Origin of the sequence: Vibrio cincinnatiensis, from assembly GCF_022113815.1 — a bacterium.
Taxonomy (GTDB): domain Bacteria; phylum Pseudomonadota; class Gammaproteobacteria; order Enterobacterales; family Vibrionaceae; genus Vibrio; species Vibrio cincinnatiensis_A.
In genome coordinates, this window is the sequence record NZ_SGOM01000001.1 from 282,222 (window position 1) to 294,618 (window position 12,397).

Consider the following 12,397-nt stretch of genomic DNA (forward strand, 5'->3'; position numbering starts at 1 on the left):
TTGCTCCCATCATACATAAAAGGATAAGACACATGGCAACGACAACGCATATTCTCGGTTACCCACGTATTGGTGAAAAACGGCAGTTAAAATTTGCGCTTGAGCAGTATTGGCGTGGTGAAATTGAGCCATCTCAGCTTCAACAACTTGGGCAGAGCATTCGTCAACAAAATTGGCAACAGCAGCAAGAAGCCGGCTTGAGCTTTGTGACCGCGGGCGATTTTGCCTGGTATGATCATGTGTTAACTACGACACTTTTACTTGGTCATGTTCCCCAACGCCATCGTCATGGATTCCCGGATCTTGATACGTTGTTTCGAGTTGGGAGAGGCCAGTCACAAAATAGCTGTGGATGTAGTGGCAGTGCCGCTTCTGATATGACGAAATGGTTTAATACTAATTACCATTACATTGTGCCTGAATTTAGTGCCACTGATAGCTTTGAGGTCAGTTGGCCGCAACTGTTTGAGGAAGTGAACGAAGCGTTCAAAGCCGGACATCAGGTAAAACCCGTTCTGCTTGGGCCGCTAAGCTATCTTTATTTAGGAAAAGAGGTTGAGGAGGGGTTTGATCGGCTTACATTACTTCCTCGCCTATTAACTGCTTATCAGGCGATTTTGGCTAAATTAGCCAAACAGGGAGTGACTTGGGTACAAATTGATGAGCCCATTCTCGCCCTAGAACTTGAAACACCGTGGCAAGAGGCCTTTAAACTGGCTTATCAAGTCATTCAAGGAGAGGTGAAATTACTGCTGACCACCTATTTTGATTCCGTGAGTGATACGTTAGATAAAATTATTGAACTTCCGGTGAATGGTTTACATATTGACCTTTCAGCAGCCCCTCAGCAACTGGGTGAGGTATTGGAAAAACTTCCTCAAGACTGGGTATTGTCGGCGGGTGTGGTGAATGGGCGGAATGTATGGCGAGCCGATCTCGCTTCACAACTCAGTCAACTTCAGCCAGTAAAAGCCCAGTTGGGAGATCGCTTATGGGTTGCCAGCTCTTGCTCTCTACTCCATAGCCCAGTTGATCTAGAACTAGAAGGTAACCTTTCACCAGAAGTGCATAGCTGGTTTGCTTTTGCGAAACAAAAACTGATTGAAGTTTCCTTATTGGGTCAAGCATTAGATGGTGATCATACGGCGATACAGGCATGTGAAACTTACAGTCAGCCTATTGTTGCGCGTAAACAAGCCATCCATGTCAATAAGCCTCAAGTTCAAGCTCGGCTAAACCGTATCACTGATGCTCTTGCTGAGCGAAGTGCGCCTTATGCAGAGCGTGCTTATCATCAACAAGAAGTGCTTGGGCTCCCTCTATTACCGACGACAACCATTGGTTCTTTTCCACAAACGGGAGATATTCGTGCTGAACGAAGTGCTTATCGACAAGGAAACCTGACGGAAACGGATTATGTGAATGCGCTTAAAGGGCATATTGCCGATGCAGTTCAACGTCAAGAAGCTCTTGGTTTGGATGTGTTGGTACATGGAGAAGCTGAGCGCAATGACATGGTGGAATACTTTGCTGAAAATCTTGCTGGTTTCCAAACGACACAGTTTGGTTGGGTACAGAGTTACGGTTCTCGCTGTGTGAAACCCGCCATTGTGGTGGCCGATATTGAACGAGAGAAACCCATGACGGTGGAGTGGTCAACCTATGCACAATCACTCACAAGCAAACAAATGAAAGGGATGTTGACTGGGCCTGTCACGATTCTCTGCTGGACGTTCCCGCGAGAAGACATTACTCGGGAGCAAATTGCGCAGCAATTGGCATTGGCACTACGTGATGAAGTGTCTGACTTGCAGGATGCCGGCATTAATATTATCCAGATTGATGAGCCTGCGATTCGTGAAGGTTTACCATTGAAAAAACGGGATCATCAAACTTATTTACAATGGGCGGTGCAAGCTTTCAAAATATCAGCCGCGAGTGCTCGACCTGAAACACAAATCCATACTCACATGTGTTATAGCGAATTTAATGAAATTATTGATTCTGTTGCCGCGCTTGATGCGGACGTGATTACCATTGAAACCTCGCGATCGAATATGGAATTACTGAAAGCATTTGAAGAGTTTAATTACCCGAATGCCATAGGGCCGGGCGTGTATGATATCCATTCCCCTAACATTCCATCACAAGCGTGGATTGAAGGATTGTTACGTAAAGCTGCGGAGAAAATTCCTGTTGAACGGTTATGGGTTAACCCTGATTGCGGCCTAAAAACACGGAATTGGCCTGAGGTGGAAGCCGCATTAACCAACTTAGTACTGGCGGCTAAAGCATTACGTGAAGAATGGCAGAAAAATAAATAGGACGATTCTTTAATCATAAAGGCCTCTGTGGAGGCCTTTAACATATTCATTATTTACATTGGGACTTTGTGACGATTTGATCCACCATCAGCTGACCTCTTGGGTTACGGACGTGTAGCCGGTAACTGATGCCGACATCAAGGTTGGCTCTAATCTCTGAACTGGAACAAAAGCGCTGAACACTTTTTTCCATCACTTGAGTCATTGACTGCGCTCCTTGTTGATCAAGGTTGTAGATCATCATCATTTCGATGGTCGAGCCTTTAGAACTGGCTCGCATAATATTGAGTGGCCCTTGTTCAATCGGCAGTTCGGCATTGAGTACACTTGCACGGTTGGCGGCTAACAGTTCAAGATTCTTTTGTTGATCGCCAGTAGAGCTGCATCCGCTAAGCAGCAAAAAAGTAAGGCTCGTGATACTCAGTAACGATTTTTTCATAGTTAAAAAACTTGTTTAAAAGGTTTAACGATAACGTGCGCGTAAACGCCTGCCTTGTTATAAGGATCCGCCTCAGCCCAAGTTTGAGCCGCCTGTAAAGACTCAAACTCAGCAATGACGGTCGAGCCTGTGAATCCGGCTTCACCGGGGTTTTCTGCGTCAATGGCTGGAAGAGGGCCTGCGACGAGTAGTCGACCTTCATTACGTAACTGTTGCAAGCGTTCGAGGTGTTCAGGGCGAGCACTCAATCGTTTAGCTAAAGAATCTTCCACATCTTGAGCGAAAATAACATACCACATACTGATATCCTTATAATGGTTGGAGCGAAAGTGTTGAGGTAATGTACTGAAGTTGAATGATTTTAAAAGCCGTGTTTATCCATTTCTGTGATCAGTGGTGAGGGTTTATCACTCTTGGGCGGCCTTCTGCATCGATCGCAACATAATTAAAGGTTGCTTCACAGACTTGAAAGCGATCAAGTACGCCATCTTCTTTAATTGGTTTTACCCACACTTCAAGATTAATGGACATGGATGTTCGGCCAATCTTTGTACATTCGCCGTAGCAGCATACCACATCACCCACTTTTACGGGTTTTTTAAACGTAATGCTCGAAACCGAAACCGTTACAATTCTTCCGCTGGAAATTTCTTTGGCAAGAATGCCACCCGCTAAGTCTAACTGCGACATAATCCAGCCGCCAAAAATATCCCCATTAGCATTGGTATCAGCCGGCATGGCGAGCGTTCTGAGTAAAAGTTGTCCTTTCGGGGAGTTTACATCCTGATTCATGTTTGACATCCGCAACAAACAAAACAGCGACCAAAAGGGCCGCTGAAAAAGAGTGCTGATTATAACCGGAAAAACATTCCTGACTCAAAATAGTTAACAGTGTTTAGAGCTATTTTGTTCTTTTGGGAGGTGCTTATAGATATAAACGCCAGTCAATAGAGTGTAAGCAAAAGTCGCCGCAAGCAGGCCGAAGACCTTAAAGTTGACCCACACATCCAATGGCAATTGGTAGGCGATATAAATATTGAGAGCCGCGCATAAGAGGAAAAATGCGACCCAGGCCCAGGTGATTTTGGTCCAGACAGCTTCTGGTAGAGTCAGTTCTTTGCCAAGCATGCCTTTTATTGCTGATTTACCAAGCCAATGGGTGATCGCTAACCCTAAAGCAAAGACTAAATAGACGATGGTTACTTTCCATTTAATGAAATTATCATCGTGCAAGAAGATAGTCATACCGCCAAAAACTGTGACCAACGCAAATGTGATCAGCTGAATTTTTTCAACCTTTTTGAACAGAAAATAGGTGACGATAATTTGTATTGCTGTTGCTGCAATGAGCGCTCCTGTTGCGACATAAATATCGTAAAGCTTAAACAGGGCGAAAAAAATAATCAGTGGGATGAAATCGAGCAGTTGTTTCATTATCGTGTGAGATCCAATTTATACATTATGCACAGTCTAACGAAATAATGAGATGAGCTAAACCGCTAAAGATATTTTGAAACAAAATAGCCCAAAAATCCCCTCATGACGAGATTCCAGCCTTCATTATTCATGACACACTCCCCCCCTTTTTCGTTGATCTAGCTCTCAATTTATTCTGATTATTATAGCTCGCTCGTAGTGCGATTAGGCTGATTTTTTATCTGAATATCATATAAATCAGATGTGTGCACCTAGTGCGCATCTGGTCGAAATCTTATTGCTCCTTTGTTGTTGTGGGAATACTGTAATTTAACAAATGGAAAACATATATAACAAAATGAGAAATAAATATTCACATTGTTTGTGTGGGTATTAATTTCCTTTCACGGAGTAGTCAGTGAGAGGACGTGACAATAACGAATGAATCTGGAGTAATGAAAGTGACCGTATCGAATGCGAAGACACTGGTTCAAGCCACAAGTTATGACTCTGATGTGATGATCATTGGGGCCGGTCCAGTCGGTTTGATGATTGCGAATTACCTTGGTGAACAAGGTATCAGCGTTATCGTCGTTGAAAAGCTACCAAGTTTAATTGATTACCCTCGTGCTATCGGTATTGATGATGAAAGTTTACGAACCTTTCAAGCGGTAGGGTTAGCGGCAGAAGCCAGCTTATACACCACACCATTACATGCGATGCGTTTTCTCACCCCTAAAGGTCGCTGTTTTGCCGATATTCAGCCAACGACCATGGAATTTGGGTGGCCGCGTCGTAATGCGTTCATTCAACCGATGGCCGATAAAACACTCTATGAAGGGTTGACCCGTTTCTCCAATGTACAAGTTTTATTTTCCCGAGAAGTCATGGAATTTAGCCAAGATGCGGATAGCGTTTGGGCAAAAGTCACTTCTGGTGAAGGAGAGCAAGAAACCATTACCGCTCGTTATATGGTGGCGTGTGATGGAGGAAATAGTTTGGTTCGTCGTGCGTTGAATATTTCTTTTGATGGCGAAACCGCTCCGAACCAATGGATCGTAATGGATATAAAAAATGATCCACTTGGGATCCCCAATATTTACTTATGTTGTGATGCAGAGCGCCCTTATGTTTCTGCTGCATTGCCACAGGGGATTCGCCGTTTTGAATTTATGGTCATGCCCGGAGAGACAGAAGAAGAACTCAGTAAACCAGAAAATATGGATCGATTACTGCGTAAAGTGTTGCCATCAACAGACAATATCGAGTTTATTCGTCAGCGAGTGTACACCCACAACGCTCGTTTGGCTGGAAAATTTCGGGAACGGCGCATTTTATTAGCCGGAGATGCCGCGCACATTATGCCCGTTTGGCAAGGCCAGGGGTATAACTCTGGTATGCGTGATGCCAATAACCTCGCATGGAAACTGGCGTTAGTCGTGAAAGGGTTAGCCGACCCTCAATTACTCGATACTTACCAGCAAGAGCGTCGGGACCATGCTAAAGCCATGATTGACCTATCGGTTTTGGCGGGAAAAGTGCTGGCTCCACCGAAAAAGTGGCAAGCGACTTTGCGTGATGGTGTGTCGTGGTTACTGAACTATCTTCCTCCCGTAAAACGTTATTTTTTAGAGATGCGTTTCAAACCGATGCCGAAATATCACCAAGGTGTGGTTGTTGAACCCGTACCCGCAATAAAAGCGTCTCCGGTAGGAAAACTATTTATTCAGCCTTCGGTTTGTGTGGGGCAGCAGAGCCTCAAACTGGATGATGTTATCGGGCCAGGGTTTGCCATTATTGCTTGGGGAACCAACCCGTTATTGGGCATGAGTGACGATGAAATTCATCATTGGCGTCAATTGAGAACTCAGTTCATTCAGGTTGTACCAACGGTTCAGCTAGCCTCCAATCTAGCGCGCCATGAAGACGTCATTTGTATTGGTGATGAAACGGGGGAATTGAAAGCATGGTTTGGTCGCTATCCCGCGTCCATCGTGGTGGTAAGGCCGGACCGCTTTGTTGCAGGGGTGGCGATTCCACAAACAATTCAAACGGTTTGTCAGCAGGTAAGGCATAAACTGTTTTCTTCAACGGTAAACCTAACCGCTACGGCTGCTTGTGCGCCGAATAAAAAGGTGGCGTGATATGAGTCAGGTGTATTTACATTGCTTATCTCACACCCCATTGGTGGGGCATGTGGATCCTGAGTTACCCATATTGAATGAAGTCAATACGGTTATTAGAGAAGCGAAAGCACGAATCGAACAGTTTGATCCTGAATTAGTTATTCTCTTTTCTCCTGATCACTATAACGGTTTTTTCTATGACATTATGCCGTCCTTTTGTATCGGAATGGCGGCACATGCGATAGGCGATTTTGGCACGGCAGCTGGACCACTGAATGTGCCAGAGGCGTTGGCGGAAGAGTGTGCTCATTATGTGTTAACCAAAGGGATTGACGCGGCCGTTTCTTATAACATGCAAGTTGATCATGGTTTTGCACAGCCGTTGGAGTCTTTGTTAGACGGTTTGGATCGTGTCCCTGTGATTCCTGTTTTCATTAATGGTGTTGCGACCCCTTTACCTAGCTTTCAGCGAGCTCGCTTATTAGGCGAGGCTATTGGTGAATTTGCTCAACATCTCAATAAGCGCGTTTTAATTTTGGCTTCGGGTGGCTTGTCTCATCAACCGCCTGTACCAGAATTGGCCACCGCTAATGCACATTTGGCCGATAGATTAAAAGGAAGTGGGCGGGATTTACCTGACGACGAACGTGAAGCCCGAACACAGCGCGTTGTGAGTGCGGCCATTGCTTTTACTCAAGATCAAAACACGTTACATCCTCTGAATCCGGAATGGGATAAAGCATTTATGGAGGATTTAGCCGCCGGGAACATCAGCAAACTGGATGCAGTAAACAATCAAGATCTTTCAGATATTGCGGGCAAGTCCACGCATGAAGTGAAAACTTGGGTAGCTGCTTTTGCTGCACTTTCTTCCTTTGGACCTTATCAGACGGAAGGGGGCTACTACCGCCCCATCCCTGAGTGGATTGCCGGATTTGGTTCGATCAGTGCATCCCCCGACCACACATCTCAATCATTCGCTTTATAACCAAGGAGTATCGGAATGGCTAACTCTATTTATCGTGAGCAAGAGAGCAGTAAATTTGTACATATTCAAGAAGGTGAATTAGATCTCAACCTTCATTACAACGATTGTGGTGATGGTGATGAAGTGGTTGTCATGCTTCATGGATCAGGACCAGGTGCAACAGGATGGGCAAATTTTAGCCGTAATATCGAGCCTTTAGTCGAAGCGGGTTACCGCGTGATTTTACTCGATTGTCCTGGGTGGGGGAAAAGTGATGCCATCATTTCTACTGAATCACGTTCAGACCTCAATGCTGTGGCATTAAAAGGGGTATTGGATGCGTTGGATATTGAGCGTGTTCACTTACTGGGAAATTCTATGGGAGGACACAGCTCGGTAGCGTTCACTCTGCGTTATCCGGAGCGGGTTGGGAAATTAGTATTAATGGGCGGTGGAACGGGAGGCGGGAGCTTATTTACCCCAATGCCTGCAGAAGGCATCAAGCGTTTAAATCAGCTTTATCGTCAGCCGACGATTGAAAACCTCAAAGCAATGATGGACATCTTTGTTTTTGATACCAGCGATCTTACTGAAGAGCTGTTCCAAACTCGTCTAAACAATATGCTCGCCCGTCAGGATCATCTGGATAACTTTGTGAAAAGTATCGAAGCTAACCCTAAACAATTTCCTGATTTTTCGTCCCGTTTAGCGGAAATCAAAGCAGACACATTAATTGTTTGGGGGCGTCAAGATCGTTTCGTCCCGTTTGATACCAGTTTGCGCTTAATGGCCGGTATTCCTAACGCTCAACTGCATGTATTTAACCAATGTGGTCACTGGGCACAATGGGAACATGCTGACACTTTCAACCGCTTGGTTATCGATTTTCTTACGCACTAAGGAGTAGAGCATGTCTGACATTATTGAACAACTGGCTAAGCAGCTACGGGAAGCGGAACAGAATGGACAATCGATAGCTCCATTGCGCGACAGGATTGACGCGAAACATCCCGAGCTCGCTTATGCGATTCAACGCCTCAATGTTGCGGTTGGCGTCGCGAATGGACGCCGGATCGTAGGGCGAAAAATTGGGTTAACGAATCCCAAAGTTCAAGCTCAGCTCGGTGTTGATCAACCGGATTTCGGGACACTTTTTGCCGATATGTGTTATGGCGATAACGAAGTTGTCCCTTATCAGCGAGTACTGCAACCCAAAATTGAGGCAGAAATCGCCCTTATTCTGAATAAAGATTTACCCGCAATAGATACCACCATTGTCGAGGTGATGAACGCCATCGGCTGGGTGGCTCCAGCTTTAGAAATCGTAGGTAGCCGTATTTCTGATTGGAATATCTCGTTTGTGGATACCGTTGCAGATAATGCATCCAGTGGTCTTTTTGTTTTGGGTGGGCCGGCCCGCAAAGCCGAAGGTATTGATTTTCGTGGCGCTCATATGCAGATGACGCGTAATAACGAATTGGTGTCATCGGGAGATGGTGCAGAGTGTTTAGGTCATCCTCTCAATGCTGCAGTGTGGTTGGCTCGAACCATGAGTCAATTGGGTGAGCCTCTACGTGCTGGTGACATTGTTTTAACCGGAGCTCTTGGCCCGATGGTGGCAGTTCAAGCGGGAGACCAATTTGAAGCAGAGATCTCTGGTATTGGTCGAGTGGCCATTAGTTTTGATCAGGGTGGGGAGAGAAAGTAATGAAAAAATTGAATGTGGCTATTATTGGCTCGGGCAACATTGGGACCGACCTGATGATCAAAGTACTGCGTAATAGCCAACACTTAGTGATGAGCATAATGGTGGGGATCGACCCACAATCGGATGGGCTTGCTCGAGCTCGTCGTTTAGGGGTTGCCACTACTCATGAAGGCGTTGATGGTTTGTTAGCGATGCCCGAATTTCAAGAGATTGATATTGTCTTTGATGCGACGTCAGCAAGCGCTCACATCAAGAATGATGCTGTACTGCGTCAGGTCAAGCCTGAGATTAAATTCATAGACTTAACACCTGCGGCAATAGGCCCTTACTGTGTGCCTGTTGTGAACCTTGAACAAAACTTAGCGAAAAATAATGTCAACATGGTGACTTGTGGTGGTCAAGCGACGATTCCTATCGTTGCAGCCGTGTCTCAGGTTGCGAATGTGCATTATGCCGAGATTGTGGCATCGATCAGCAGCAAATCTGCAGGGCCGGGAACGCGCGCCAATATTGATGAATTTACCGAAACCACGTCTAAAGCCATTGAAACCGTAGGTGGGGCGAAGAAAGGGAAGGCGATCATTGTGTTAAACCCAGCGGAACCACCACTAATGATGCGCGATACCGTACACGTTTTGTGTGATGCACAAGAAGAAGAGAAGGTGCGTGTATCCATTGAAGAAATGGTCAGTGCAGTACAAAGCTACGTTCCCGGCTACCGAATGAAGCAAGCCATACAGTTTGAACGTATCGAAGATGCTTATCCATTGACTATTCCAGGCTATGGACAATTTAGTGGGTTGAAAGCCTCAGTATTTATTGAGGTTGAAGGGGCGGCGCATTATCTGCCGGCTTATGCTGGCAACCTTGACATTATGACGTGCGCTGCGCTTGCAACGGCAGAGCGTATTGCCTTGTCAGTATTGAATCAATAAGGAATTCCTCTCATGAATGGACAGAAACTGTATATCTCCGATGTAACGTTACGTGATGGTAGCCATGCGGTTCGTCATCAATATTCCATCAAACAAGTCAAGGCGATTGCTCAGGCATTGGATAAAGCAAAAGTGGATTCCATCGAAGTGGCTCATGGTGATGGGTTACAAGGTTCCAGTTTTAATTATGGCTTTGGTGCGCATACCGACGTGGAGTGGATTGCCGCGGTGGCTGAGGAGTTGACTCATGCGAAGGTAGCCACATTGTTGCTTCCGGGAATTGGGAGTGTGCATGATCTAGAAAATGCTTATCAGGCTGGGGCGAGAGTGGTTCGGGTCGCAACTCACTGTACTGAAGCTGATGTTTCTCGGCAGCATATTGAGCATGCTCGCCATCTGGGCATGGACACTGTGGGTTTCTTAATGATGAGTCATATGACTTCACCCAAGCATCTCGCTCAGCAAGCGAAGCTGATGGAAAGCTATGGCGCCACGTGCATTTATGTTGTTGACTCTGGGGGGGCAATGACCATGCAGGATATCCGTGATCGTTTCCGCGCACTGAAAGAAGTGCTTAACCCTCAAACAGAAACGGGAATTCATGCTCACCATAATCTCAGCCTTGGCGTTGCTAACAGTATTGTTGCGGTAGAAGAAGGGTGTAATCGTATTGATGCCAGTTTGTCTGGAATGGGGGCTGGAGCGGGGAATGCGCCATTAGAGGTCTTTATTGCTGCGGCAGACAAACTTGGCTGGAATCATGGCACCGATCTTTATGCTTTGATGGATGCGGCGGATGATATTGTTCGCCCTTTACAAGATCGCCCCGTTCGAGTGGATCGAGAAACTCTCGCGCTCGGTTATGCCGGTGTCTATTCCAGCTTCTTGCGTCATGCCGAACGTGCCGCGGAACGTTATCACCTCAAAACCGTGGATATTCTGGTGGAGCTGGGTAAGCGAGGCATGGTTGGCGGGCAGGAGGACATGATAGTAGATGTCGCACTGGATCTGCTTCAACGTCGTTAATCACAAACCAAACCAAATTAAATAATAATAAGGTCGGACATTTATCGGGATGACCGACCACCCTACACGGAGTGAGGAACATGTCTAATTCAATATGTGAAGCAGAAGTAAAGCAAAAAAAACGGGAAAGTCGTCGAGCGGTGATCGCTAGTTATTTAGGGTCCACGGTCGAATATTATGACTTTCTCTTGTATGGCAGTGCTGCAAGCCTCGTATTTCCCGCCCTCTTTTTCAGCGATCTCGACCCTGGGCTTGGCATCATTTTATCTTTTCTAACCTTAGCCACGGGCTATATTGCTCGTCCGATCGGTGGTTTATTGTTTGGTCACTTTGGTGACAAATACGGCCGCAAACAAATCTTATTTATTACATTGATGGTGATGGGGATCGTGTCGATTCTTATCGGCCTATTACCAACCTATCAAACAATAGGCCTCGCCGCACCAATTGCTCTTCTGGTTTTGCGTATTCTGCAAGGTTTAGCGGTGGGCGGAGAATGGGCTGGCGCAACGTTAATGGCCATGGAACATTCGAGTAAAAAGGCTAAAGGATTGGGAGCGAGTATTGCTGTTTCCGGAGGGCCTTCCGGCGCAGTGTTAGCCACTCTTGTTTTGGGGGCTTTTTCGTTAATGCCAGAAGATCAGTTTATGAGCTGGGGGTGGCGAGTGCCATTTTTACTGTCTGCACTTTTGGTGGTGATCGGTTTATATTTGCGACATCGTGTGGCTGAATCTCCAGATTTTGAAGCAGAGAAAAAGAAAGAAGAAGCTCAAAGTTTACCAACGGGCGTACCCTTGGTTGAGCTATTTCGTTCGTCTTCAAAAGAAATTGGGTTGGGTACTTTATCTGGCCTTGCTCCGCTTTTTATTCAGTCTTTACTTGCCACGTTTGCACTCACGTATGCCGTTTCTATTGGTCATTCACGCAGTGATGCTTTATTGATGTTAACCATTGCCAATACCTTGCATATTTTTACCATTCCGTTGATGGCTGCGGTTTCAGACCGATTTGGTCGACGCCCAGTAATGTTAACGGGGGCGGGATTGGGGATGATTTTGATTTGGCCCATGTTTAGTTTGATCAGCCATGAAAATCCTTGGGTAATGCTGCTCGGTTTTATTATTGGCAACCCCATTATTCAAGCGGTGATGTATGGGCCTATGGGAGCATTTATTAGCGAGAAGTTCACCACTCGTACTCGCTATACCGGGTTATCATTGACGTATCAGCTCACTTCGTTGATTGGTGCTGGGTTTACTCCGATCATTGCTCAGGCTCTGCTCCAGAGTGCTGGAGGGGGAACCAATACCCAATATATTGCGACCCTATTTTGTGTTCTATGCGTAATGACAGCTGTTGGGGTGTATTGGTCGAAAGAAACGGCAGTGGTGAAAGCGGATCCTGTACGCGCTAAAATCACCAACGTGGCACGAAATTCACTCTAGAAATCGCCTAT

General features: G+C 46.0%; 12 protein-coding genes. 8 read left to right on the forward strand and 4 right to left on the reverse strand.

From position 1 onward, the window contains the following. Positions 1–32: 32 nt before the first annotated feature. Positions 33–2,324: a 5-methyltetrahydropteroyltriglutamate--homocysteine S-methyltransferase gene (gene metE, locus EXA13_RS01280; protein WP_238131504.1), complete on the forward strand. Its 2,292-nt coding sequence runs from the start codon at positions 33–35 to the stop codon at positions 2,322–2,324. A 49-nt stretch (positions 2,325–2,373) separates the two neighbouring features. Here the strand turns inward: metE and EXA13_RS01285 are convergent, their stop codons facing one another. The 4 genes from EXA13_RS01285 to EXA13_RS01300 form a co-directional block, all read right to left on the reverse strand. Beyond that, complete coding sequence (locus EXA13_RS01285; protein ID WP_238131505.1) at positions 2,374–2,763, reverse strand: GspS/AspS pilotin family protein; 390 nt, start codon at positions 2,761–2,763, stop codon at positions 2,374–2,376. Positions 2,764–2,765: 2 nt separating this feature from the next. Beyond that, positions 2,766–3,062, reverse strand: coding sequence for a YciI family protein (locus EXA13_RS01290; RefSeq protein WP_238131506.1), 297 nt, complete (start codon positions 3,060–3,062; stop codon positions 2,766–2,768). A gap of 91 nt (positions 3,063–3,153) precedes the next feature. Further along, on the reverse strand, positions 3,154–3,555 hold the full coding sequence (gene yciA, locus EXA13_RS01295) for an acyl-CoA thioester hydrolase YciA (RefSeq protein WP_238131507.1): 402 nt from the start codon (positions 3,553–3,555) through the stop codon (positions 3,154–3,156). Between the two features lie 93 nt (positions 3,556–3,648). After that, positions 3,649–4,197, reverse strand: coding sequence for a septation protein A (locus tag EXA13_RS01300; protein WP_238131508.1), 549 nt, complete (start codon positions 4,195–4,197; stop codon positions 3,649–3,651). Positions 4,198–4,634: 437 nt separating this feature from the next. Between EXA13_RS01300 and EXA13_RS01305 the strand changes: the two genes are divergently transcribed. From EXA13_RS01305 to EXA13_RS01335, 7 genes are all read left to right on the forward strand, one after another. Beyond that, on the forward strand, positions 4,635–6,323 hold the full coding sequence (locus EXA13_RS01305; RefSeq protein WP_238131509.1) for a bifunctional 3-(3-hydroxy-phenyl)propionate/3-hydroxycinnamic acid hydroxylase: 1,689 nt from the start codon (positions 4,635–4,637) through the stop codon (positions 6,321–6,323). Position 6,324: 1 nt separating this feature from the next. Beyond that, entirely contained in the window at positions 6,325–7,293 is a 969-nt protein-coding gene (locus EXA13_RS01310) for a 3-carboxyethylcatechol 2,3-dioxygenase (protein WP_238131510.1), read from the forward strand. A gap of 15 nt (positions 7,294–7,308) precedes the next feature. Beyond that, positions 7,309–8,172 (forward strand): alpha/beta fold hydrolase, encoded by an 864-nt coding sequence (locus tag EXA13_RS01315; RefSeq protein WP_238131511.1) that lies wholly within the window; start codon positions 7,309–7,311, stop codon positions 8,170–8,172. Between the two features lie 10 nt (positions 8,173–8,182). Then, positions 8,183–8,980 (forward strand): 2-keto-4-pentenoate hydratase, encoded by a 798-nt coding sequence (mhpD, locus tag EXA13_RS01320; protein ID WP_238131512.1) that lies wholly within the window; start codon positions 8,183–8,185, stop codon positions 8,978–8,980. Continuing rightward, positions 8,980–9,915, forward strand: a complete 936-nt coding sequence (locus EXA13_RS01325; RefSeq protein ID WP_238131513.1) for an acetaldehyde dehydrogenase (acetylating) — start codon at positions 8,980–8,982, stop codon at positions 9,913–9,915. The genes mhpD and EXA13_RS01325 overlap by 1 nt, the downstream gene beginning before the upstream one ends. A gap of 12 nt (positions 9,916–9,927) precedes the next feature. Then, positions 9,928–10,941, forward strand: a complete 1,014-nt coding sequence (gene dmpG / locus EXA13_RS01330; RefSeq protein WP_238131514.1) for a 4-hydroxy-2-oxovalerate aldolase — start codon at positions 9,928–9,930, stop codon at positions 10,939–10,941. 80 nt (positions 10,942–11,021) lie between these two features. Further along, a complete protein-coding gene (locus tag EXA13_RS01335; RefSeq protein WP_238131515.1) occupies positions 11,022–12,386 on the forward strand; it encodes an MFS transporter in 1,365 nt (454 codons plus the stop codon). Positions 12,387–12,397: the final 11 nt, after the last annotated feature.